Source organism: Limosilactobacillus albertensis, assembly GCF_014145555.1.
GTDB classification, from domain to species: Bacteria; Bacillota; Bacilli; order Lactobacillales; family Lactobacillaceae; genus Limosilactobacillus; species Limosilactobacillus albertensis.
Genome location: NZ_JACIVD010000011.1, coordinates 1 through 237 on the forward strand (window position 1 = coordinate 1; position 237 = coordinate 237).

Annotated in this window: 1 rRNA gene; it reads right to left on the bottom strand. The window is 51.5% G+C overall.

The features are described 5' to 3' along the window. Positions 1-19 precede the first annotated feature (19 nt). Positions 20-237: ribosomal RNA gene (locus H5S41_RS00110) — 23S ribosomal RNA — on the bottom strand; the annotation flags it as partial.

The following is a 237-nucleotide window of genomic DNA, read 5'->3' on the forward strand; positions in this document are numbered from 1 at the left end:
CCAATAAACCTACCGCTCCTTGGTTAAGTCCTCGACCGATTAGTAATGGTCCGCTCCACGCCTCACGGCGCTTCCACTTCCATCCTATCTACCTCATCATCTCTGAGGGGTCTTACTTCCCCGAAGGAAATGGGAAATCTCATCTCGAGGCGAGTTTCACACTTAGATGCTTTCAGCGTTTATCTCGTCCATACATAGCTACCCAGCGGTGCTCCTGGCGGAACAACTGGTACACCA